General features: G+C 67.7%; 22 protein-coding genes. 8 read left to right on the top strand and 14 right to left on the bottom strand.

Annotated features, from left to right (window positions below):
- Positions 1–40 precede the first annotated feature (40 nt).
- Complete coding sequence (recR, locus tag KF783_RS11705; RefSeq protein WP_294079527.1) at positions 41–637, bottom strand: recombination mediator RecR; 597 nt, start codon at positions 635–637, stop codon at positions 41–43.
- A gap of 159 nt (positions 638–796) precedes the next feature.
- Here recR and fmt point away from each other — a divergent pair, with 159 nt between their 5' ends.
- Together fmt and truA are read left to right on the top strand one after the other, a co-directional pair.
- On the top strand, positions 797–1,708 hold the full coding sequence (fmt, locus tag KF783_RS11700; protein ID WP_294079525.1) for a methionyl-tRNA formyltransferase: 912 nt from the start codon (positions 797–799) through the stop codon (positions 1,706–1,708).
- On the top strand, positions 1,705–2,445 hold the full coding sequence (gene truA / locus KF783_RS11695; RefSeq protein ID WP_294079523.1) for a tRNA pseudouridine(38-40) synthase TruA: 741 nt from the start codon (positions 1,705–1,707) through the stop codon (positions 2,443–2,445). Before fmt ends, truA begins: the two co-directional genes overlap by 4 nt.
- On the opposite strand, the gene KF783_RS11690 is transcribed toward truA, so the two are convergent.
- The 9 genes from KF783_RS11690 to KF783_RS11650 all read right to left on the bottom strand — a co-directional run bounded on the left by KF783_RS11690 (position 2,436) and on the right by KF783_RS11650 (position 12,939).
- Positions 2,436–3,638 carry a class I SAM-dependent RNA methyltransferase gene (locus tag KF783_RS11690; RefSeq protein WP_294079521.1) on the bottom strand — a complete coding sequence of 401 codons (1,203 nt, stop codon included), beginning with the start codon at positions 3,636–3,638 and terminating at the stop codon, positions 2,436–2,438. The genes truA and KF783_RS11690 overlap by 10 nt on opposite strands.
- On the bottom strand, positions 3,635–5,107 hold the full coding sequence (locus KF783_RS11685) for an ADP/ATP-dependent (S)-NAD(P)H-hydrate dehydratase (protein WP_294079519.1): 1,473 nt from the start codon (positions 5,105–5,107) through the stop codon (positions 3,635–3,637). Before KF783_RS11685 ends, KF783_RS11690 begins: the two co-directional genes overlap by 4 nt.
- Positions 5,104–5,505: a hypothetical protein gene (locus KF783_RS11680; RefSeq protein ID WP_294079517.1), complete on the bottom strand. Its 402-nt coding sequence runs from the start codon at positions 5,503–5,505 to the stop codon at positions 5,104–5,106. Before KF783_RS11680 ends, KF783_RS11685 begins: the two co-directional genes overlap by 4 nt.
- The gene (ilvD, locus tag KF783_RS11675) at positions 5,492–7,213 is read right to left on the bottom strand and encodes a dihydroxy-acid dehydratase (protein WP_294079515.1); all 1,722 of its coding nucleotides are present in this window, start codon (positions 7,211–7,213) and stop codon (positions 5,492–5,494) included. Before ilvD ends, KF783_RS11680 begins: the two co-directional genes overlap by 14 nt.
- 11 nt (positions 7,214–7,224) lie before the next feature.
- Complete coding sequence (locus tag KF783_RS11670; protein ID WP_294079513.1) at positions 7,225–7,953, bottom strand: N-formylglutamate amidohydrolase; 729 nt, start codon at positions 7,951–7,953, stop codon at positions 7,225–7,227.
- Positions 7,950–8,678 carry an enoyl-CoA hydratase/isomerase family protein gene (locus tag KF783_RS11665; RefSeq protein ID WP_294079511.1) on the bottom strand — a complete coding sequence of 243 codons (729 nt, stop codon included), beginning with the start codon at positions 8,676–8,678 and terminating at the stop codon, positions 7,950–7,952. Before KF783_RS11665 ends, KF783_RS11670 begins: the two co-directional genes overlap by 4 nt.
- Positions 8,679–8,853: 175 nt before the next feature.
- Positions 8,854–9,684, bottom strand: coding sequence for a 4-(cytidine 5'-diphospho)-2-C-methyl-D-erythritol kinase (locus KF783_RS11660; RefSeq protein WP_294079753.1), 831 nt, complete (start codon positions 9,682–9,684; stop codon positions 8,854–8,856).
- On the bottom strand, positions 9,681–11,225 hold the full coding sequence (locus KF783_RS11655; RefSeq protein WP_294079509.1) for a tetratricopeptide repeat protein: 1,545 nt from the start codon (positions 11,223–11,225) through the stop codon (positions 9,681–9,683). The genes KF783_RS11660 and KF783_RS11655 overlap by 4 nt, the downstream gene beginning before the upstream one ends.
- A 52-nt stretch (positions 11,226–11,277) precedes the next feature.
- On the bottom strand, positions 11,278–12,939 hold the full coding sequence (locus KF783_RS11650; protein WP_294079507.1) for an electron transfer flavoprotein-ubiquinone oxidoreductase: 1,662 nt from the start codon (positions 12,937–12,939) through the stop codon (positions 11,278–11,280).
- A gap of 116 nt (positions 12,940–13,055) precedes the next feature.
- Between KF783_RS11650 and KF783_RS11645 the strand changes: the two genes are divergently transcribed.
- The 6 genes from KF783_RS11645 (at position 13,056) to KF783_RS11620 (ending at position 18,326) form a co-directional block, all read left to right on the top strand.
- Positions 13,056–13,784 carry a uracil-DNA glycosylase family protein gene (locus KF783_RS11645; protein ID WP_294079505.1) on the top strand — a complete coding sequence of 243 codons (729 nt, stop codon included), beginning with the start codon at positions 13,056–13,058 and terminating at the stop codon, positions 13,782–13,784.
- Positions 13,781–15,559 carry a lytic transglycosylase domain-containing protein gene (locus tag KF783_RS11640; protein WP_294079503.1) on the top strand — a complete coding sequence of 593 codons (1,779 nt, stop codon included), beginning with the start codon at positions 13,781–13,783 and terminating at the stop codon, positions 15,557–15,559. Before KF783_RS11645 ends, KF783_RS11640 begins: the two co-directional genes overlap by 4 nt.
- Entirely contained in the window at positions 15,549–16,076 is a 528-nt protein-coding gene (moaB, locus tag KF783_RS11635) for a molybdenum cofactor biosynthesis protein B (protein WP_294079500.1), read from the top strand. The genes KF783_RS11640 and moaB overlap by 11 nt, the downstream gene beginning before the upstream one ends.
- A gap of 47 nt (positions 16,077–16,123) precedes the next feature.
- Positions 16,124–17,194 carry a PA0069 family radical SAM protein gene (locus KF783_RS11630; RefSeq protein WP_294079498.1) on the top strand — a complete coding sequence of 357 codons (1,071 nt, stop codon included), beginning with the start codon at positions 16,124–16,126 and terminating at the stop codon, positions 17,192–17,194.
- 35 nt (positions 17,195–17,229) lie between these two features.
- On the top strand, positions 17,230–17,673 hold the full coding sequence (locus KF783_RS11625) for a response regulator transcription factor (RefSeq protein ID WP_294079496.1): 444 nt from the start codon (positions 17,230–17,232) through the stop codon (positions 17,671–17,673).
- A gap of 98 nt (positions 17,674–17,771) precedes the next feature.
- Positions 17,772–18,326, top strand: a complete 555-nt coding sequence (locus tag KF783_RS11620; protein ID WP_294079494.1) for a DUF4199 domain-containing protein — start codon at positions 17,772–17,774, stop codon at positions 18,324–18,326.
- Here KF783_RS11620 and rutA read toward each other — a convergent pair.
- From rutA to rutB, 4 genes are read right to left on the bottom strand one after another with little or no spacing between them, the layout of a single operon-like run.
- On the bottom strand, positions 18,304–19,365 hold the full coding sequence (rutA, locus tag KF783_RS11615) for a pyrimidine utilization protein A (protein WP_294079492.1): 1,062 nt from the start codon (positions 19,363–19,365) through the stop codon (positions 18,304–18,306). The genes KF783_RS11620 and rutA overlap by 23 nt on opposite strands.
- 4 nt (positions 19,366–19,369) lie before the next feature.
- Entirely contained in the window at positions 19,370–20,155 is a 786-nt protein-coding gene (gene rutD, locus KF783_RS11610; RefSeq protein ID WP_294079490.1) for a pyrimidine utilization protein D, read from the bottom strand.
- Complete coding sequence (gene rutC, locus KF783_RS11605; RefSeq protein ID WP_294079488.1) at positions 20,155–20,538, bottom strand: pyrimidine utilization protein C; 384 nt, start codon at positions 20,536–20,538, stop codon at positions 20,155–20,157. The genes rutD and rutC overlap by 1 nt, the downstream gene beginning before the upstream one ends.
- A 4-nt stretch (positions 20,539–20,542) precedes the next feature.
- Positions 20,543–21,265: a pyrimidine utilization protein B gene (rutB, locus tag KF783_RS11600; RefSeq protein WP_294079486.1), complete on the bottom strand. Its 723-nt coding sequence runs from the start codon at positions 21,263–21,265 to the stop codon at positions 20,543–20,545.
- Between the last annotated feature and the right edge of the window lie 21 nt (positions 21,266–21,286).

Genomic DNA, 21,286 nt, shown 5'->3' with positions numbered 1-21,286 from the left:
GCCGCCGATTTAGGCGCGCTTGCCCGCGCCCGCAAGCCGATCAGGCGACCGGTCGCCGCGCCCGCAATGCCTGTGCCAGCGTTCCCTCGTCCAGATAATCGAGTTCGCCCCCGACCGGCAGGCCATGGGCAAGCTGCGTGACGCGCACCGGATAGGTCTCGATCCGCTCCGCGATATAATGGGCGGTGGTCTGGCCCTCCAGCGTCGCGTTCATCGCCAGCACCACTTCGTCGATCCCTCCGCCCGCGACCCGGGCGACCAGCCCGTCGATCGCCAGATCCTCGGGCCGCACGCCATCAAGCGCCGACAAGCGCCCGCCCAGCACATGGAACCGGCCCGGAAACAGTCGTGATCGCTCCAGCGCCCAGAGGTCCGCCACCTCCTCCACCACGCACAGCTGGCGCGTGTCACGGCGCGGATCGGTGCAGATGCCGCACGGGTCCGACGTATCGACATTGCCGCATGTCGAACAGGTCGCGAGCCGCGCGCTGACCGCGTTGAGCGCCGCCAGCAGGGGGTCGAGCGCGGTCTCCCGCTTCTTGAGCAGGTGAAGCACCGCCCGCCGCGCCGATCGCGGACCCAGGCCGGGCAATCGCGACAGCGCCTGGGTCAGCGTTTCGATCTCGGTGGATGCCATGCGTCCGCGATAGCCAAGACAAAGCGCGAACGCCAGCCACCCTCACCCGTCCGGCGCTGCGCCGCCTCCCCCTTCCAGGCGGAGAGACAAGAGCGCCGAAGGCGCGAAGATCGAGGGCGGCTGGCGTAACCCGCCGCATTGGCGCTACAGGGCGGCCCCATGCGGATCATCTTCATGGGTACTCCCGATTTCGCGGTGCCGACCCTCAATGCGCTGGTCGAAGCCGGACATGATATCGTGGCGGCATACAGCCAGCCGCCACGGCCCGGCGGGCGGCGCGGCAAGGCGCTGACCCCCTCCCCCGTTCATGCCCGTGCGGCGGAATTGGGTATCGACGTCCGCACACCATTGTCGTTCAGGCGCGATGCCGATGCCGTCGCCGCGCTGGCGGCGCTCGACGCGGATGTCGCGGTCGTCGCCGCCTATGGCCTGATCCTTCCGCAATCGGTGCTGGAGGCGCCGCGCCACGGCTGTCTCAACGTCCATGCGTCGCTCCTTCCGCGCTGGCGTGGCGCCGCGCCGATTCAGCGCGCAATCCTGGCCGGCGACATCGAAACCGGGGTCGGCATCATGCAGATGGAGGCGGGGCTGGACACCGGGCCTGTACGGCTGGAGGGGCGGACCCACACCGACGGCAAGACGGCGGGCGAGCTGACGGCGGAACTGGCGGCGATGGGCGCCGGGCTGATGGTACGGGTACTGGCCGACCTGACGGCGTATCCGCCGCTGGCCCAGCCCGATACCGGCGTCACCTATGCGGCAAAGATCGACAAGTCGGAAACGCGGATCGATTTCGCGCAACCGGGCGATGCCGTCCGGCGACAGGTGCTGGCGTTCAACCCGCCAGGCGCCTGGATCGCGTTCGCGGGCGAGCGCATTCGCATCCTCGACGCCGAACTGCTGGGCGACTACACCGGCGGCGAGCCGGGCATGGTACAGGATGACGACCTGACGATCGCCTGTGGCGACGGGGCGATCCGGCCGGTCGCGGTGCAGCGCGCCGGGCGCGGCGTCATGACCCGCAGGGAGCTTCTGCGCGGCTTTCCGATCCCGGCGGGTACGCAACTTTGACCCGCTTCGCGTTCACCATCGAATTTGACGGCCGCCCCTTCATGGGCTGGCAGCATCAGGACCATGGACCCAGCGTGCAACAGGCGATCGAGGACGCGCTGCACGCCATCACCGGGGAGGATGCGCTGGTCCATGCCGCCGGACGCACCGATGCCGGCGTCCACGCGCTCGGCATGCGCGCCCATGCCGATGTGGAGAAGGACCTGTCCCCCTTTCGGCTGATGGAGGCGCTGAACGCGCATCTGCGCGCGGTGCCGGTCGCGATCCTCGCCTGTGAAGCGGTGGCCGGCGACTGGCACGCCCGCTTTTCCTGCCTGGCGCGCCATTATGTCTATCGCATCGTCAACCGTCGCGCGCCGCTCACGTTCGAAAAGGGGCTGAAATGGCGCATCCCGGCCGATCTCGACGCGCACGCGATGCATGAGGCCGCGCAACTGCTTGTCGGGCGACACGACTTCACGACCTTTCGCTCCGCCCATTGCCAGTCGGCCAGTCCGGTCAAGACGCTCGACCGGCTCGACGTCGTGCGCACCGGCGACGAAATCGCGATCCACGCCTCGGCCCGGTCGTTCCTGCACCACCAGGTCCGCTCGATGGTCGGCTGTCTGGCGATGGTCGGGCGCGGCCAGTGGCAGGCGGACGATCTGCGCGCCGCGCGCGACGCCGCGGATCGCAGCCGGCTGGGCCTCAACGCGCCGCCGGACGGCCTCTATTTCGTGCGCGCCGATTATCCCTGACGGCTGAACCGCGCGGCAAGCTCGACATGGGTGGACCAGCGGAACTGCCCCACCGGCTGGACCCAGTCGAGGCGATAGCCGCTCTCACACAATGTCTTCGCATCGCGTGCGAAGGTGCTGGGATTACACGATACATAGGCGATTACCGGTGTCTTTGCCTGCGCCAGCTCGGCCACCTGTTCCTTCGCGCCGGCGCGTGGCGGATCGAGGATCGCGGCCTCGAACAGGTCGAGTTCGCGCGCCGTTAACGGCCGGCGAAACAGGTCGCGATGCTCGGCGAACAATCGCCGTTGCGCCCGCCCGCCGGCGCTCTTGAGCGACAGGATCGCATCGCGGGCGCCTTCGCCGGCATAGACGTTCGCGGCCGGGTCCATCGCCAGCGCAAAGGTTCCCAGCCCTGCGAACAGATCGGCGATCGTGGCTGCGCCGCCCACCGCCTCCCGCACCGCCGCGACGAGCGCCGCCTCTCCCTCCGGCGTCGCCTGAAGAAACCCGCCTGCGGGAAACGGCACCGGGACGCCGCCAAGCGTGACCGTGACCGGCTCTGGTTCCCACCGCGCTTCGGCGCCCATGCCGTCGTCGATCGACAACCGCGCCAGCCCGTGCCGATGCGCAAAGGCCGACACGGCCTCCACCGCATCCAGACTGTCGGTCTTCAACTGCTCCACCAGTATATCTGGCCCCTGATCGGTCAGCGTCAGGTGCAGGTTGACCCGGCGGCTCGCCGGCAGATGCGCCGCGAGCAGTCCGCGCAGCGGTTGCAGCAGCGAAAACAGCACCGGGTCGAGAATTTCGCACTGCTGCACGTCGATCAGGCGATGGCTGCCCCCCTGGGTAAAGCCCAGATGCACCTGCCGCCCGCGCCGTTCGGCATGCAGCGCGGCACGACGGCGCGTGCGTGGCGGAGAGAGGATCGGCGCACGAACCTGCGCCACCAGCCCCTGCGCGGCCAGCGCACCCGAAACGCGCGCAGTCAGGAAATCGGCGTAGCTCGCATCGTCGAGATGCTGAAGCTGGCACCCGCCACAGTCGGGAAAATGACGGCACGGCGGCGGCTGGTGATGCGGCCCGCGCACCACGCTTCCATCCGCGCGCAGCACGTCACCCGGCGCGGCCAGCGGCACGTGCCGCCCATCCGCCGTGACCCCGTCGCCCCGCGCGGCCACGCCCACGATCAATCCACTGTCGCTCACACACACTCCCCGATCGCGGCACCGATCGATGCGATCAGTTCATCGGCGGTGAAGGCGGGTCCCGCCAGTTCCGCCGCACGCGCGTGCAGCCATACCGCCTCGGCTCCGCACGCCCAATCCCCCTGGCGCGCCGCAAGCCGCGCCGCGAGCACCCCGGACAGAACATCCCCGGTTCCCGCGGTGGAGAGCCAGGATGGACCCAGCCGATCGAGCACCGCCGCCCCGGCCGGGGTGCCGATCACGGTGTCCGCGCCCTTGAAGATCATGCCGAATCCCTCTTCCGCCCACCAGGCGGTCTGGACCAGCTTTCCGGATTCGAAAAAGGAGTCGCCGGACAACGCCGCCCACTCCCCGAAATGGGGCGTGATCCATGTCGCGGGCGGGCGCCTCAACGGCCCCTCATTCTCCCTGCCGAGCAACGTCAGCGCATCCGCGTCGAGCACCAGCGGCCGGTCGGACGCCAGTGCGGCCGCCAGCATCGCGCGCGCGCGGTCGGATCTCCCCAGGCCCGGCCCGATCACGACCGCGCCGATCCGGCTGTCATCGAGCAGCGCGGAAAGATCGCCGGGCGTTTCGACCGACCGGGAAACGATGGCATCGATCCCGGCATGGACGTCCTTGCCCGCCAGCACCACATAGCCGGCGCCCGACGCTGCTGCCGCCCGCGCCGCCAGACGTGCCGCTCCCGGCATCTCACCGCCGACCACCACCACCATGCCGCGCGAATATTTGTGTGCGTCGGGTGCCGGCGGATCGATCCGCGGCCGCGCGGTGACGCGCCAGTCACTCGCCACCGGCGGATCGGCCGGCGCCAGCACGATCCGCCCGCACAGCGGTGCTGCCGGCAACACGACATGTTGCGCCGCCAATGCGCCCAGCGCGATCGTCATCGTCGCGCCCGGATGCTCCTCGATCAGATACATGCTCTCGCCATTGGGCGACGCGAATGCGAGATTGTCGATCGCGATCCGCACCGAAGCCGCCCGGTAAAATGTCCGCCACTGTGCGCCCCACGCGTGCTCATGGCGCCATGGCGTGCCGAACGGGACCAGCGGCGTGAACGAGGCATCGATCAACAATGGCGCGGGCGCGCTTTCCTCCAGGATGTCGATCCGCTCGCCGCACGCTTCCAGCATCGTCGTGAAGGCGCGGACACGATCGCGCCGATATTCGTCCAGTTCGGGTCCGTCGGGCGTGGGATGCACGAACCGTCGATCGGTCGCGATGCGGGGCGAATAGCCGGCCGCGCGCATCAGCCTGGCCGCCGCCAGCGCGCTGTCGCCCCCCATTGAGGGCGAAATCAGGATGAGAATATCCGGATCCTGGGCGAATCGCATCGCCTCTCGCGCGATCGTCACGGCGAATTGCCCGATCAGGTCGGAATAGGTGCCATCCGCCCGCGCCGCCGCCGTCCAGTCGCGCCGGACCGTCCAGTCGATGATCGGCGCCCCGGGGGGCCGCTCGTTCATTTTCCGCCCTTGATCGTCGCGGGCAGGCGATAGCGCGCGTCCTCGATCGCGACCTCGATCGCGTCCTTGTCGATGACCGAGACCACCGCCTCGCGCGCACCGTCGGCGGCGACCACACCGCGTCCGTCCGTGGTCACGCGCAGACGGTGAAATCCGCCATCGGGATACCGGATCGTCAGGATCAGCCCGTCCTGGGTATGCGCGCGATCGATCGTACAGACGAGATCGAACGCGCCCTTCCCCCCAACCGCACAGGGGATCCGGCCCTCCGCCGCGGCGCGCGCCTCCTCACCGCGCTTGATCTGGACCTGTTCGGCCTTGGTCTTCACCTGACGCTGATCGCAGCCGGCAAGCGCCAGCAGCGCGATGCCGGCCAGAATGGTTTCAGATATCCGCATAGACATGGGTTTCGGACTTTGCCCCGGGATGCGTTACCGCCCCCTTATACGCAGGTCCCACATTTTGCGCATAGCGCCACAGCGCGCCGGACTGATAATCATTGGCGCGCGCCTGCCAGGCGGCGCGGCGCGCAGCCAGCACGTCCGGCGCCACGTCCAGATCGATCGCTCCCGCCTCTGCATCGATGCGGATCGTGTCTCCATCCTCGACCAGCGCGATCGGCCCACCCTCGGCAGCCTCCGGGCCGACATGTCCGATGCAGAAACCGCGCGTCCCCCCGGAAAACCGCCCATCGGTGATCAGCGCAACCTTTTCGCCCAGCCCCAGGCCATAGAGCGCGGCGGTGGTCGACAGCATCTCGCGCATGCCGGGGCCACCCTTTGGCCCCTCATAGCGGATGATGATCACCTCGCCGTCCCGGATCGTCCGCGCCTCCACCGCCGCAAACGCATCCTCCTCGCAATCGAAACAGCGCGCCGGCCCCTCGAACTGCAAGCGGTGCATGCCCGCCACCTTCACGATCGCGCCATCGGGCGCCAGCGATCCGCGCAATCCGACGACGCCGCCGGTGGGGGTGATCGGCGTCTTCACGTCATAGATGACCTTCTGGTCCGGGTTCCATGTCACCTGGTCGATATTCTCGCCCAGCGTCCTGCCGGTCACCGTCATGCAATCGCCATGCAACAGATCGTTCGCCAGCATCGTCTTCATCAGCATGTAGACGCCCCCGGCCTCGTACATATCCTTCGCGACATATCTGCCACCCGGCTTCAGGTCTGCGATATAAGGCGTTGATTTGAATATCTCTGCAACATCGAAGAGATCGAAATCGATCCCCGCCTCATTCGCCATGGCGGGCAGGTGCAGCGCGCCGTTGGTCGATCCCCCGGTCGCCGCGACGATCCGGGCGGCGTTGATGAACGCTTCCCGCGTACAGATGTCGCGCGGGCGGATGTTCCTCTCGACCAGATCCATGACCTGATAGCCCGCGGCAACGGCGATCTGCTCGCGGCTGGTATAGGGCGCCGGCACCATATTGCTGTTGGGCAGCGACAGGCCGATCGCCTCGCCGACACAGGCCATGGTGTTGGCGGTGAACTGGCCGCCGCATGCGCCATGACCGGGACAGGCGACCTTTTCCAGCGCATGCACCTCGCTGATCGGGCAGGCTCCGGCGGCAAACTTGCCCACCACTTCGAACACATCGACGACAGTGACGTCGCGATCGTCATAGCGACCGGGCAGGATCGACCCGCCATAGACGAAGATCGACGGGATATTGAGGCGCAGCATCGCCATCATCATGCCGGGGAGCGACTTGTCGCATCCGGCAAAGCCGACCAGCGCATCGTAACAATGGCCACGCACCGACAGTTCGACCGAATCGGCGATCACCTCCCGGCTGACCAGCGAGGACTTCATGCCCTGATGCCCCATGGCGATGCCATCGGTCACGGTGATCGTGTTGAACCGGCGGGGCATGCCGCCATTTTCGATCACCCCCCGGCGCGCGGCATCCGCCTGCATATCCAGCGTCGTATTGCACGGCGCGCTGTCATTGCCGGCGCTGGCAAGCGCGACGAATGGCTTGGCGATATCCGCTTCCGCTATTCCCATCGCATAATAATAGCTGCGATGGGGGGCGCGTTCGGGACCGACGGACACGTGGCGCGACGGCAGGCGGGACTTGTCGAAACGATTTGTCATGGCGCGACCGCCTATGTCGCCACCGCCCGTGTCTGCGCAAGTCTGTTGCGCACATCATTTGCTATTCGCGCCAATAGCTGCGCCCAATGCGCCACTCCGAGCGGCTCGCCGATCAGGTCGTTGCGAATCTCGAACGCGAGATAGGGGATGCCGTTGGCTTCCGCATGCCGGTTCATCGTCACGTTCAGCTGCCGCCCGGAATAGGGTTCATTGTCCCCCGTCCGGATGCCGGCATCGCGCAGCGCATCGATCGCGATCCGCGCGGCGCGCCCGTCGCGATTGTAGAGCAGCCCCACCTGCCACGGGCGCGCCGTCGCCTGTCCCTGCTCAAGCTGCGGCGTGAAACTGTGGACCGCGATCACCAGGCCCGGCCGCCGCGCCCGGATCTGCGCCGCGATCGCATGGTGGTAGGGGGCATAGAAGCGGGCGATGCGGTCGCCACGCGATGCGCCGGCATTCCCGGGAACCGCGTGGCCGTCGCTCGCGATCGGGATCAGCCCGGGATGGTCCGGTTCACGGTTGAGGTCGATCACCAGACGCGAAACGCCGGCGAGGATCGCGGGCGCGTCCAGAAGTCCGGCCAGCGCCGCAGTCACGTCCGCAGCGCCCAGATCGACCGCGATATGCCGGTCGAGCAACGCCGTTTCGATCCCCAGATCGATATCGTCAGGGACCCTGTTCGACGCGTGATCGCACAGGATCAGCACGTCACCCCCGCCATCGATTCGGCGCAGGCTCATCGCGCACCGCTCAAAAAGGCATTGAGCCGCGCCGCGAACGCCTCCTCGCCGAACATGGCGTCGAACGCGCGGTCGTGGTCCGCATCGTCGGGGTGTCGCAAAATCCGCTTGAGCAGCCGCACCGCCTCCGGCGCATTCGCGGCGATCGCGCGGGTCAGGTCGTGCGCCGCGCCCTCCGCATGCGGCGCCAGGTGATGCGCCAGCCCGATTCGCGCCGCCTCGGTCGCGTCGATCCGCCCGCCGGTGAACAACATGGTCGCGGCCTGCCCCGCACCGACCCGCGCGCGCAGCCGCGCCACATCGCTGGCGGGATAGCCGATGCCGAGCTTCGCCGGCGTCGTCGCGAACACCGCCTCGCCGCCGGCGACGACAATATCGCATGCCAGCGTCAGCGCGACCGCAGCGCCGAAGCAGCCGCCATCCACCGCCGCGACCACCGGCATCGGCAATCCGGCCAACCCCTCGATCGCGCGGTGCATCGCGGTACGAAAGCGCGCACGGGCGACAGGCTCGGCGATCAGCGACGGAAATTCGGTCAGATCCGCTCCGGCGGAAAATACGCCCGGCATTGCCGAGCGGAGCAGCACGGCGGACACGTCGCTCTGCGCGATCGCCGCCACCCGATCCGCCAGTGCGTCCCACCCGGAAACCGGGATCGCATTGCGCGCGCCGCCACGGTCGAGGGTCAGGATCGCGATCGAATCGCGCTCTTCGACGGCGATCATCGGCTGGCCTTGAATCGAGGATGGCGCCCGCCCGAAGGCGGGGGCCATCCACGGACGTCACGCTCCCGGCGCCCGGCCCGCAGCGACAGGGCAGCAAGAACGGGGCCAGTTCGCCCGCCCCTCCCGGACGGGGCTGCACACGCGGCACTCCGTCCCGGCATGGCACACCCGGCTGTCACGACAGCACCGTTTCGAGACACCACCAGCCCGGATGCGCCTCCTTCACCTGCCGCGCCGCACGCGTCCGGGCATCGGTCGCGTCGAACAGGGCAAAGCAGGTCGCGCCCGATCCGGACATCCGCGCGAGCCGCACGCCCGGCATCGCGCCCAGCATCGCCAGCACCTCCGAAATCACCGGCGCGATCGCCCGTGCCGCCGGTTCGAGGTCGTTGCGCCCGGCCAGCGCGGCCCCGACCGGATCCCCCGCCATCAACGGTCCCCGATCGATCCCGTCCCATCGCGCAAATACCGCGGCCGTCGATACGCCGACGCCCGGATTGACCAGCAGGACGGGCATCCCCGCGCCACCCTGGACGGGTACGAGCACCTCTCCGCGCCCGCTTCCGCGCGCGGTGCGGCCAAGCAGACAGGCCGGCACATCGGACCCCAGCGACTCGGCAATCTCAAACAGGCGCGGCGCATCCGGCCCGATCCCGTTGATCCGCGCGAGCAGGCGCAGCGTCGCGGCCGCATCGGCGGACCCACCCCCCAGGCCCGAGGCAACGGGCAGTCGCTTGTCGAGGACGATCCCGCCCCGCGTCGCCACTTCGAACGCCGCGTCGAACCGCGTTCGCGCGCGGGTGACCAGATTGTCGGGTTCGTGCGAGAGGCCCGGGGCGAACGGACCGGTTACGGCGAACCCCGCTCCCGACGGATCGAGCGTGACCACGTCCCCTTCGGTAACGAAGGCGAACAGCGTCTCCAGTTCGTGATAGCCGTCCGCCCGCCGCCGCCGCACGTGCAGCGCCAGGTTCAGTTTCGCCGGTGCCGGTTCGCTGAAGGTCAGTTTGCCGCCGTCCTCTGTACCGGGCCATCGAGCATCTTGGCCGTGATCCGCGCCTTTTGCCCGCCATCGGCATAGATGGCCGCCGCGCGCCAGGCGTAGCGGGCCTCGTACCGGCGGCCCATCGCCCAATAGACGTCGCCCAGATGCTCGTTGATATTGGCGCTTGCGGGTTCCGCTTCGGCGGCCTTTTCCAGCAGCGGGAGTGCCTTCGCATAGTCGCGCTGCATGAAATAGGCCCAGCCCAGCGAATCGGTGATCGCCGCGCTGTCGGGCCGCAGGCTGCGCGCGCGTTCGAGGAGCGCGGTGGCCTCATCCAGGCTTTCGCCCCGTTCGACCAGCGCATATCCCAGATAGTTGAGAGCGAGCGGCTGCTCTGGCGCCAGTTCGACCGCCCGGCGCAGATGGGGTAGCGCCGCGTCCCACCTGCCCGACCGTTCGAGCGCGCCGCCCAGTTGCAGCAGCAGCGACCACCCCGCTTTCCCGTCCGCACGCTCGACCAGGCGCGCATAGACGCGCGCCGCCTCCGCCTCGCGCCCCTCGTTCGCGAGCAGGTCGGCGTATCGCTGAACGTCGATGTCACGTGCATCGCGCGCGTCGGCCAGCGACGCGGCCAGCGCGATCGCGCCTTCGACATCGCCGCGCGTGCGCCGCAACTCGACCCGCTCGCCCAGCGCCGCGTCGTAGAAGGGGCTGCCCTTCGGCACCGCATCCAGCGTCTCGCGCGCCTGTGCGAACGCCTCATCGCCGACCAGCGCCTCGGCAAGCAGCAGCCGGGCGCGATCGTCCCGGGGATCGAGCGAGAGCGCCGCACGGGTCAGCAATATCGACAGCGGATAGGTCCGCTCGCCCGACAGGTCCGACGCCAGGCGGGTGAAGGCGCGGCCGATCCCGAACGCGGCCCCCGGCTTCACGCCCCGCCCCAGCCGCGCGCGCAGCCCCGTCATCACCGGATCGTCGCCCGCCAGCACGGCCAGCGCGATCCCCTTCTTCCCTTTTCCAGCGAGCAGGTTCGCCGCGTTCCAGCGCAGGTCGATGCTACCCGGCTCGGCCGCCACCGCCAGCCGAAGCGCCGCCACCCCCTCATCGATCCGCCCCATCGCGATCAGCAGCAGCGCGCGATGCTCGGCGACATAATGGCGGCCCAACGGGTTCGGCGCCGCGCTGTCGAGCAGCGGCAGCGGATCGCCGCCGCGATCCAGCGTGACCCAGGCGCGCAGCACCGGCGCCAGAAAGTCGAGCGGACCAGGGCCGATCCGGCCGAGCGCGTCGTCCGCCCCGGCACGATCCTTCGTCCGGACCGCATCGGCGAGTTGGAGAAGCGCGACGTCCGCCGGCGCCGCATCGGCACGCACCAATATCGCCGCCGCCTGCCGCGCCAGCGCCATGTCGCCCGCCGCCAGGGCGTTGCGATAGGCGCGGATCGCGACCACCGCGTCGTCAGGCGCCTGCGCCAGCACCGCGCCATAGCCGACCGCCGCCGCCGCCACCTCACCGTTCGCAGCCGCAGCGCGCGCGCGTACATAATCGCGGGCATCGGCCATCGCCGCGCATGGCGCAAATGCCGCCGCCAGTGCGAGCGGGATCAGAAACGGCCTACATATTGGGATAGTTCGGCCCTCCACCGCCTTCGGGCACGACCCAGTTGATGTTCTGGGTCGGATCCTTGATGTCGCACGTCTTGCAATGGACGCAATTCTGCGCGTTGATGACGAAGCGGGGTGCGCCCTCATCCTCGCCGACGATCTCGTAAACGCCCGCCGGACAATAACGCTGCGCCGGCTCGTCATACATTGGCAGATCATAATCGACCGGGATATCGGGGTCCCTGAGCGTCAGGTGGATCGGCTGATCCTCCTCATGATTGGTATTCGACAGGAACACCGAGGAGAGGCGATCGAACATCAGCACCCCGTCAGGCTTTGGATATGCGATCGGCTGCACCAGATCCTTGCGCCACAGGCTCTCATGGTCGGGCTTATGCCCCATGGTGAAGGGCATTTTCACGCCCCAGCTTTCCAGGAACATGGTGACATTGGCGAGGCCGGAGCCGATCAGGTCGCCGAATTTCTTCACCAGCGGCACCACGTTGCGCACGACGCTCAACTCCCGGTGCATCCAGCTCGCCTCGAACGCCTCGGGATAGGCGGTCAGTTCATCGCCGCTGCGATCCGCCGCGACGGCCGCGAACGCCGCTTCGGCGGCGAGCATGCCGCTTTTCATCGACGTGTGCGTTCCCTTGATCCGCGGCACGTTCAAAAATCCCGCGCTGTCGCCGATCAGGGCGCCGCCGGGGAACACCAGCTTGGGGATCGACTGCAATCCCCCGTCGCTGATCGCACGCGCACCATAAGAGACGCGCTTGCCGCCCTTCAGGATTTCGGCGATCGCGGGATGCGTCTTCCACCGCTGCATCTCCTGAAACGGCGAGAGATAGGGGTTGGAATAGTTGAGCCAGGTGACAAAGCCGAGCGCCACCTGCCCATTGGCCTGGTGATACAGGAAGCCGCCGCCATTCGATCCCTCGGTCTCGTTGAGCGGCCAACCCTGGGTGTGGATCACCCGGCCCGGCTCGTGCAGGTCCGGATCGATGTCCCACAATTCCTTCACGCCGATGCCATAGATTTGCGGCTCAACCCCGTCGCGCAGGTTGAACTCGCGCTGGATCTGCTTCGACAGATGCCCGCGGCACCCCTCCCCGAACAGCGTGTAGCGGGCGTGAAGCTCCAACCCGGGCTGATAATCGGGCTTGTGCTCGCCATCGCGCGCCACGCCCATGTCGCCCGTCGCGACGCCTTTCACCGACCCGTCGTCATGGTAGAGGATTTCCGCCGCGGCAAAGCCCGGGAAAATCTCGACGCCCAGCGCCTCGGCCTGCTCGGCCAGCCAGCGGCACAGGCTGCCCAGGCTGCCGGTATAGGTTCCCTTGTTGTGCATGAAGCCCGGCGTGAGGAGATGCGGCACGCTCCACTTGCCGGTCTTCGACAGCATCCAGTGCTGGTTGTCGGTCACCGGCACCTGCGCGAGCGGGCAACCCTGGTCGCGCCAGTCGGGCAGCAGTTCGTCCAGCGCCCTGGGATCGATCACCGCGCCCGACAGGATGTGGGCGCCCACTTCCGACCCCTTTTCCAGGATACAGACGCCGACCTCGCTCCCGGCTTCGGCAGCCAGTTGCTTCAGCCGGATCGCCGCGGACAGGCCGGCAGGCCCCGCGCCGACGATCACGACGTCATAGGGCATCGACTCGCGTTCGCTCACTCTCTGTCTCCCCTCGGGACACCTGTCGCGCATGTCACCGCATGCGCAGCGCGTCCTGTCCCTCCCCCGATGAAGGCAGATTGACGGTGGCGTCAAGGCATGACTCTATGCCAATCATGGGTATGGCGGGGGTTATCGACTGGCGGGCGGAAGCGGCGAGCGCACTTGAATGGTGGCGCGACGCCGGTGTCGATATGCTGATCGACGACCTGCCGCGTGACTGGACCGCGCGCGAAATCCCGTCCGGCGCGGCACGGACCGAAACGCCCGCCCCGCTCGCCGAGCCGGAAGATGTGCCGCTTCCCGCGACGCTTGAGGCGTTCATCGACTGGCGGTTCGGCACCGCCGCGCCCGAAGCGGTATGGGGAGAGCCGATATTCACGCCCCAGGGCGACCCGGCCGCATCGCTGATGGTCCTCATCGAACTGCCGGAGGCGGACGATCGCGACACGCTGCTGACCGGCGCGGCGGGCCGACTGTTCGACCGGATCCTCGCCGCGATCGGTCATGATCGCGACTCGATCTACCTCGCGCCCTTTTGCGCGGCGCGCCCGATCACGGGACAAAGTCCGCGTGAGGCGCATGCGCGGCTGGCGGAACTGGCCCGCCACCACGTCGCGCTCACCGGTCCGGAACGCCTTCTCATTCTGGGTCAGTCGGTGAGCCGTGCCTTTCTCGGGACCGACTCCCCGGCATGGCGTGGCCGTTTAGAGTCGATTAACTATCAAGGCGGAAAATCGGCGACGGTCGCGACCTATCCGCCACGCCTCCTTCTGGGGAGGCCGGCGCAAAAGGCCGACGTCTGGAAAGACTTGCAGTTGCTGATCGGGGGGCAAAGCTCGTGAAACCGCGTATCCTGTTGGCCGCAATCGCTCTGGCGCTTCCCGCGCTCGCCCATGCAAGCGACGACCGGAGCACCGACCGCTTCGCCCAGCGCGAGGCGAACGACGGCATTCCCGCACAGCTCGACCGCAGCGAGCGCGACGCCTATCGCGCGATCTTCGCCGCGATCCGCGAGGGGCGGTGGGCCGACGCCCAGATCGGCCTCGATTCGATGCGTCCGGGCCTGCTGCATCCGACCGCCAGGGCCGAGCTTTATCTGGCCAAGGGGTCGCCCCGGGTCGAATTGCCGCAATTGCTCGCGCTGCTGGGCGAGGCGCCGGAGCTGCCACAGGCGGATCAGCTGGCCCGGCTCGCGAAACTGCGCGGCGCGACCGAACTGCCGTCCCTCCCGGCCGCCCAGCGCATGATCTGGTATGATGGCGCGCCGATCCGCAAACGCTATCGTTCCGCCGCTTCGGACGCCGCCGCCGCACAGCTGGCAAGCGCGATGGCCCCGCTGATCAAGGCCGACGATGCCACCGGCGCCGAAGCGCTGGTCGAAGCCGCCACACCCCAGCTGGATCCCGATACCGCAACCGAATGGCGCCAGCGCGTCGCGTGGATGTATTACACGGTCGGGCGCGATGCCGATGCGCGCCGCGTTGCCGCCATCGCACAGACCGGGTCGGGCGACTTCGCCCCCCTTGCCGACTGGGTTCAGGGCCTCGCCGCCTGGCGACAGAAGGATTGCGCGGCGGCACAGACCGCCTTCACCGCGGTCGCCCAGCGCGCGACCGATACCGAAAAGCGGACCGCCGGCCTGTACTGGGCGGCGCGCGCGGACCTGGCCTGTGGCCGCCCCGACCTGGTGAGCGGGCGGCTGAAGTCGGCCGCGCAGCATGGCGAGACCTTTTATGGTCTGCTCGCCCGTCAGGCGCTGGGCATGCAGGAAACCCCGAGCCGCAGCGAGAAATTCGTCGCCGCCGACTGGAAGATGCTGGAGCGGCGCCCCAATGTCCGCGTCGCCGCTGCGCTGGTCGAGATCGGCGAGGAGGGACTGGCCTCCGACGTCATCAAGCAGCAGGCGAAGATCGGCGACGCCCGCGAACATGCCTCGCTCACCCGGCTCGCCGGCCGGCTTGGCCTGCCCGCCGTGCAGCTGTGGATGACCCATAATTGCCCGCAGGGGGCAAGCCCGCTGAACGAAGCACGCTATCCCGCGCCGGACTGGACGCCCGATGGCGGATGGCGCGTGGACAAGGCGCTCGTCTATGCCCACGCGCTTCAGGAATCGAAATTCGATCCGCGCATCACCAGCCCGGCGGGCGCCTACGGGCTGATGCAGGTGATGCCCGCCGCCGCCACCGATATCGGGCGCAAGCGCGGCATCACCATCGATCGCAAGGATCTGTCGCGCCCCTCGACCAATATGGAGGTCGGCCAGTCCTATATCGAACAGCTGCGCGACCAGCCGTTCACCGGCGGCCTGCTGCCAAAGGTGATCGCGGCCTATAATGCCGGTCCCACCCCGGTTTCGAACTGGAACGTGCAGGTGCGCGATAATGGCGACCCGCTCCTCTACATCGAATCGCTGCCCTATTGGGAAACCCGGGGCTATGTGATGACGGTGCTGCGCAATTACTGGATGTACGAAAAGAATGCCGGCCGCGACAGCAGCAGCCGTGCGGCGCTCAGCCAGGGCCTGTGGCCAAAGGTCCCCGGCACCGCCGGCGCGGACGCGGTGCGCATGACCGCCTCGGCCAGTGGCGGCCCCGGCCTCGTCCGCAGTGCCAATTGACGCGGATGCCGCGTTCCGCCCGGTGCGGATCGCCGTCCTGACCGTTTCCGACACGCGCACCCATGCCGACGATCGCTCCGGCGATACGCTGGTCGATCGACTGACGGCGGCGGGCCACGAACTCGCCGATCGCGCGATGGTGCCGGACGACCCCGATCTGATCGTCGGCAAACTGCATGCGTGGATCGATGATCCCCGGATCGATTGCGTCATCACCACCGGCGGCACCGGCGTCACCGGCCGCGACGTCACGCCCGAGGCGCTGGAACGCGTCGCGGACAAGATGATCCCCGGATTTGGCGAACTGTTCCGCTGGCTCAGCTATGCGAAGATCGGCACCTCGACGATCCAGAGCCGCGCCACCGCCTGCGTCGCGCGCGGCACCTACATCTTCGCGCTGCCCGGTTCCACGGGCGCGGTGAAGGATGGCTGGGACGACATCCTCTCGACCCAGCTCGACATCCGCCACCGGCCCTGCAATTTCGTCGAGCTGATGCCCCGCCTTCACGAGCGCTGAGGGATTTTGTTCTTGTAATGTTCCCAATCGTGCGCGCATGATGGGGCATGGCGAAAACCCGGCCCATTCGGGGCGCGACCCTCAACCGGGAATCGACGCGCTTCAATCTCAACACGCGTGAAGCGGATGGGGACTGGCTGGACGACCGCACGGGGATCGACGGCGCGGAGGCGCCGGTCCGCACGACGGTTACCGTCGAAACGCCCAGAACGATCCTTACCCGCAACCAGTCACCCGACATCGCCTTCGACCGCTCGGTGAACCCGTATCGTGGCTGTGAGCATGGCTGCATCTACTGTTTCGCGCGGCCCAGCCATGCCTATCACGATCTGTCGCCGGGCCTCGATTTCGAGACGCGCCTCTTTGCGAAGCCGGATGCGCCTGCCCTGCTCCGCGCGGCACTCGGCAAACGCGGCTATGCGTGCCAGCCGATCGCGTTCGGCACCAATACCGATCCCTATCAGCCGATCGAGCGCGAATGGCGGATCACGCGCGGCTGTATCGAGGTGCTCGCGCAATGTCGCCATCCGCTCACCATCACCACCAAATCGGATCGCGTCACCCGCGACATCGACCTGCTGGCACCGATGGCGGAACAGGGACTTGCGGCGGTGATGATTTCGGTCACCTCGCTCGACCCGAAGGTCGCCGCGACCCTCGAACCCCGCGCGCCCCATCCCGAACGCCGCCTCGTCGCCGTCGCCCGGCTGCGCGATGCGGGCGTCCCGGTCTATGTCTCGCTGTCCCCGGTCATTCCCGCGATCACCGACCATGAGATCGAACACATTATGGAGCGCGCGGCCCGGGCCGGGGCGCGCGGCTGTTTCTTCCTGCCGGTGCGCCTGCCGCATGAGGTCGCTCCCCTGTTCCGCGCCTGGCTCGACGCGCATTTCCCCGACCGGGCGGGCAAGGTGATGGCGACGATCCGGTCGATCCGCGGCGGCCGCGACAACGATCCCGATTTCCACACGCGGATGAAGGGTCAGGGACCCTGGGCCGAACTGCTGCGCACGCGGTTTCGGATCGCCGCACGCCGTTACGGTCTGGACAATGACTATATCCCGCTGCGCCGGGACCTGTTTCGTCCCCCGGCCGGCGCGCAGGGCGAGTTGTTCTAGTTGCGCGCGCGCACCCGCTGCGCGATGGTCGCCGGATGGCACGGCGGGGCTGGCCCGATATCCGGTGGTGGCGGCAGGTATTTCTCTGCGGCGTGGCGCTCGCCGCCGGCGCTGGGCTGCTTGAGTGGCTCGATTATCGCTGGATTGCGCGCACCCACTCGATCGACCTGTATCTGCTGATCGTCGCGGTCGCGTTTCTGGCGATCGGGCTGTTCGCCGGCGCACGAATGTTCGGCGCGCCGCTGCGCCCGCGTCCCCCCGGCAATCCGGCCGCGCAGGAATCGCTGGGGATCAGCGCGCGCGAGATGGCGGTCCTCGCTGAACTCGCCGCAGGCTATTCGAACAAGGAGATCGCGCGACGCCTTTCGGTTTCACCCAATACCGTCAAGACGCATGTCGCGCGCCTGTTTCAAAAGCTGGACGCCCGCCGCCGCACGGATGCCATCGCGCGCGCACGCGCACTCGGTCTGCTGCGCTAGGAAAAACCGGTTATCGCCCCGCAATCACCCGTTCGGGCGATTGTGCGGGGCCGCGAAACGCGCTGAACCGGGCGCTTGCGAACTCAGGGGGAAACATCATGTTCCGCACCATCCTTACCTATGGCATCATCGCCGGCATCGTCGTCGGCATCCCGCTCTTTCTGATCGGCACCGTCCTTGCCGAATATGCGCCGAGCGGCGCGATGGGCATGGCGATCGGCTATCTCATCATGCTGATCGCCTTCACGACGATCTTCGCGGGGATCAAGCGATATCGCGACCATGATCGCGGCGGCGCGATCCGCTTCCTTCCCGCCTTTGGCATGGGCGTGGCGATCGCGCTGATCGGCAGCGCCTTTTACGTCGTCGCCTGGGAAGCGGCGATGGCGGTGCATGGCGGCGACTATATCGCCAAATTCGCCGCGCACATGATCGCGGAGCGGGAAGCGGCGGGCGCCAGCGCCGCCGAACTCGCCGCATTGCGGGCGCAGATGGCCGACATGCAGGCGATGTACGCGAACCCGGTCATGCGAGTCCTCATCACGCTCAGCGAGATTCTCCCGATCGGGCTGCTCGTCGCGCTGATCGCTGCGGTGCTGCTGCGCAATCCGCGCTTCCTGCCCGCGCCGACTAGCTCCGACGCGACTTCATGAGCGGCTGAATCCGGGTGCCGAACGCCTCGACCCCCTCGACGAAATCGTCGAAGGTCAACAGCACGCCGCCGGTGTTCGGCACCTCCGCCATCTCGTCCAGCATCCGCGCTACGCTTTCGTAGCTGCCTACCAGCGTCCCCATGTTGATGTTCACCGCCCCCTCGGGCGCGGCGAGTTGGCGGACATTGGTGTCCTTGTTCACCTTGTCCTTCGCGCCCTGTTCGGCGAGCCAGGCGATCGCGTCGATATCGACGCCGTCATTATAGCTCTTCCACTTGGCGAACGCTTCCTCGTCGGTCTCGGCGGCGATCACCATCACCAGCACGAACACCGATACCGCGCGCCCGGTCTTGGCGGTCGCGGCCGCCAGCCGCTCGTTGTTGAAGGCAAAGGCGGTCGGCGTGTTCACGCCCTTGCCCAGGCAGAAGGCATAGTCCGCCCACTTTGCCGAAAAGGCGAGGCCGTCGTCCGACGACCCGGCACAGATGATCTTCATGTCGCCCGACGGCTGCGGCCGCACCAGGCAATCGTCCATCGTGTAATAATCGCCCTTGAAGTCGCTGCGCCCGGTTTCCCACAGTTCGCGCAGGATATGGGCATATTCGTCCAGCATCTTGTATCGATTGCGGAAATGCTCGTCGCCCGGCCACATCCCCATCTGGGTATATTCGGGCGGCTGCCACCCGGTGATGAGGTTCAGGCCGAACCGCCCATGGCTGATGCTGTCGATCGTGTTGCACATCCGCGCGGCAAAGGCAGGCGGGATGATCAGCGTCGGGCAGGTCGCATAGATCTTGATCTTCTCGGTCACCGCGGCGAGCCCAGCCATCAGCGTGAAGCTCTCCAGCCCATATTCCCAGAACTGCGTCTTCCCCCCGAACCCGCGCAGCTTGATCATCGACAGCAGGAAATCGAGCCCGTGCTTTTCGGCGCTCTGCGCGATCTGTTTGTTGAGGTCGAACGACGGCATGTACTGCGGCGCGTTCTCGCTGATCAGCCAGCCATTGTTGTTGATGGGTACGAAGACGCCGACTTGCATGGCTTTAGCTCCCGAGGAATTTGAGGACGATTTCATTGAAGAAGTCCGGGCGCGTCACGTTGCACGCGTGTCCGCCTTTCTGCATGGTCTCGAGCCAATAGCCATTCAGCTCGCGATAAAGGCGGCTGCCGGCGGATGACGGGACAAGCATGTCGTCCTCCGCGATCAGCACGAGCGTAGGCACGAATTTGTCGTAGAGTTCGCCCCGCACGTCGAAGGCAGCCAGCGCGGCTATCCGCTTCTCCATATTCTCGACACCGGGAAAGCCGGCGATCTGATGCGGCAGCTCGGCGTCGAGCGCCGCCGTGTTGGCGCTGATCCACGCGGCGGGATACAGGAAGATCGGCTGCGCACGCAGGAATGCCTCGACCCCCGAATGCCGCAGCAGGTTCAGCCGCGCTTCGAAGCAGCGCAGAAAATGGGGATCGGGGCTCGCCCAGCCGTTGACCACGACCAGCTTTTCGAGCCGCTCGGTCGCCTTCATCCCCAGCGCCAGTCCCGCGACGCCGCCCGCCGCATGGCCGACGACGCTCGCTCGCGCCCAGCCGAGCGCATCCATCAGCATGAGCATGTCGTCGGCGAAGTCGTCGACGGTCACAACATCGGGCAGCGCCCGGTCGCTGCGCCCGGTGCCACGGTGGTCGTACACCAGCACCCGGTGCCGCTCGGCCAGCGCCGCCAGGTTCGGCGCCCAATAGCTGGCCGAGCCGCCCAGCCCCGACGACAGGATCAGCGGCGGCCCGTCCTGCGGTCCGTGCAGTTCGTAATAGAGGCCCCCCGCCTCCGCCATCAGCCGATATGCGCGACCGAGGCGATCTCGACCAGGCAGTCCGGCTTCACCAGCTCCGCCTTGATGCAATAGCGCGCGGGCTTCGCGCCCGGGAAATACTCGGCATAGACCGCGTTGAACGCCGCGTAATCGGCGAAATCCTTTAGGAAGATGTGGTTCATCGCCACGTCCTCCAGGCGCGCGCCGGCCGCCTCCAGCGTCGTCCTGATGACGTCCAGCACATGCCGCGTCTGCGCCGCCGCGTCGCCGACGTGCAGCACCGTTCCGCCCTCGCCCAGCGCCAGCACGCCGGAGACATAGACGGTGTTCCCCGCCTTCGTCCCCGCCGAATAGGGCGCGATGGGCGTGGGAAATTGCGGCGGATTGATCGGTTCGAACGGCATGGGGCTACTCCTGGGGAAGCTGGCCGAACGCGCCGCAGAAATCCGCGACGGTGCTGACCCAGCCAAAGAATTTCTCGACATTGTAGACGCTCGCCTGCTGCATCACCGGCGGGCCGAGATGGTGGGTCGCGTCCTCCAGCATCACGCCGAAATATTCGAGGTGAAACCCGTCGCGCAGCGTGCTCTCGACACAGACGTTGGTGGCGATCCCGACAAACACGATGGTGCGGATGCCGCGTGCGCGCAACACGCTGTCCAGTTGCGAGTTGAAGAAGGCGGAATAGCGCGTCTTGTGCAGGCTGATATCGCCCGGCTGCGGTTTCAGCGCCTCGACCAGCGCATAGTCCCATCCGCCGCGCGCCAGCAGCTTGCCCTGCAATTCCGGCCGCCGCCGCATCGTCTTGAGCGCATTGGATTTGTGCCAGTTCGGCGACCCCGGGCCGCCCGCCTCGACATAATCGGGATCCCAGCCATTCTGGAGATAGACGACCTGAACCCCCGCACGGCGCGCGGTTTCCAGAACCTGGCCGATCCTGCCGATCGTTCCCGCCGCCCCGGAGATATCAAACCCGGCCTGATCGACATAGCCGCCGGGCGAGGCATAGGCGTTCTGCATGTCGATCACCACGACGGCGGTCTCCGCCGGATCGAGGCGCAACGCCTCCGGGCGCGCAGCCAGCGTGACTCCGCCATTTCCCACCTTCACATCGGCATGCGCGTCACTCATCGCACGATGTTCGCGCGTGCA

It is taken from the genome of Sphingomonas sp., from assembly GCF_019635455.1.
GTDB lineage: Bacteria > Pseudomonadota > Alphaproteobacteria > Sphingomonadales > Sphingomonadaceae > Sphingomonas.
The sequence above is the reverse complement of the archived record's forward strand: the minus strand, read 5'-3'. Positions and strand labels throughout refer to the sequence as shown.

Coding starts and splice junctions, on each gene's coding strand:
- recR (WP_294079527.1), bottom strand. CDS start 637: ATGGCATCCACCGAGATCGAAACGCTGACCCAGGCGCTGTCGCGATTG.
- fmt (WP_294079525.1), top strand. CDS start 797: ATGCGGATCATCTTCATGGGTACTCCCGATTTCGCGGTGCCGACCCTC.
- KF783_RS11685 (WP_294079519.1), bottom strand. CDS start 5,107: ATGAACGAGCGGCCCCCCGGGGCGCCGATCATCGACTGGACGGTCCGG.
- KF783_RS11680 (WP_294079517.1), bottom strand. CDS start 5,505: ATGCGGATATCTGAAACCATTCTGGCCGGCATCGCGCTGCTGGCGCTT.
- ilvD (WP_294079515.1), bottom strand. CDS start 7,213: ATGACAAATCGTTTCGACAAGTCCCGCCTGCCGTCGCGCCACGTGTCC.
- KF783_RS11670 (WP_294079513.1), bottom strand. CDS start 7,953: ATGAGCCTGCGCCGAATCGATGGCGGGGGTGACGTGCTGATCCTGTGC.
- KF783_RS11665 (WP_294079511.1), bottom strand. CDS start 8,678: ATGATCGCCGTCGAAGAGCGCGATTCGATCGCGATCCTGACCCTCGAC.
- KF783_RS11655 (WP_294079509.1), bottom strand. CDS start 11,225: ATGGCCGATGCCCGCGATTATGTACGCGCGCGCGCTGCGGCTGCGAAC.
- KF783_RS11645 (WP_294079505.1), top strand. CDS start 13,056: ATGGGTATGGCGGGGGTTATCGACTGGCGGGCGGAAGCGGCGAGCGCA.
- KF783_RS11630 (WP_294079498.1), top strand. CDS start 16,124: ATGGCGAAAACCCGGCCCATTCGGGGCGCGACCCTCAACCGGGAATCG.
- KF783_RS11625 (WP_294079496.1), top strand. CDS start 17,230: ATGGCACGGCGGGGCTGGCCCGATATCCGGTGGTGGCGGCAGGTATTT.
- KF783_RS11620 (WP_294079494.1), top strand. CDS start 17,772: ATGTTCCGCACCATCCTTACCTATGGCATCATCGCCGGCATCGTCGTC.
- rutA (WP_294079492.1), bottom strand. CDS start 19,365: ATGCAAGTCGGCGTCTTCGTACCCATCAACAACAATGGCTGGCTGATC.
- rutD (WP_294079490.1), bottom strand. CDS start 20,155: ATGGCGGAGGCGGGGGGCCTCTATTACGAACTGCACGGACCGCAGGAC.
- rutC (WP_294079488.1), bottom strand. CDS start 20,538: ATGCCGTTCGAACCGATCAATCCGCCGCAATTTCCCACGCCCATCGCG.
- rutB (WP_294079486.1), bottom strand. CDS start 21,265: ATGAGTGACGCGCATGCCGATGTGAAGGTGGGAAATGGCGGAGTCACG.